The organism is Corallococcus praedator, from assembly GCF_003612125.1.
GTDB lineage: Bacteria > Myxococcota > Myxococcia > Myxococcales > Myxococcaceae > Corallococcus > Corallococcus praedator.
Window position 1 is genome coordinate 1 of record NZ_RAWI01000938.1, and the last position, 466, is coordinate 466.

Consider the following 466-nt stretch of genomic DNA (forward strand, 5'->3'; position numbering starts at 1 on the left):
GAGCTGGCGTAGGGTTTCCTGCACTTCGCGCAAATCGAGCGGCTTTACCAAATACGCGGCGGCGCCGAGTTGTTTCGCGGCGACGGCGTTGTCGAGGTTGCCGTGCGCGGTGATGATCAGCGCCGGGAGTCGCGGGGCGCGCTGGCGGATCTGTTCGAGCACGACCAGGCCGCTCATGTCGGGCAGGCCGATGTCCAGGATCGCGAGCGCGAATTCGCCGGATGCGAGTTCGTCGAGCCCACGCTGGCCGCTGGAGCAGAGCCGCGCTTCGTGGCCGAGCCGTTTGCAGACCGTGCCGAGGGCGGCGGCGAGAGCGTGTTCGTCTTCGATGATGAGGATCACGGGGAAGTGGATGGTGGGTGGTGGAAAGTTGGAAGCGTGGGAAGACAGCGACAGTGCGACGCGTCAGGGCAAAGCCGGCAAAACAAAAGTCACGAGCGCGCCGCCGCCGGAAGCATTCTCGACG

At 65.7% G+C, this 466-nt stretch carries 1 protein-coding gene; it reads right to left on the reverse strand.

Annotated features, from left to right (window positions below):
• On the reverse strand, nucleotides 1-342 hold a 342-nt coding region (locus tag D7Y13_RS42490; RefSeq protein ID WP_208734605.1), incomplete at its 3' end, for a response regulator.
• Nucleotides 343-466: the final 124 nt, after the last annotated feature.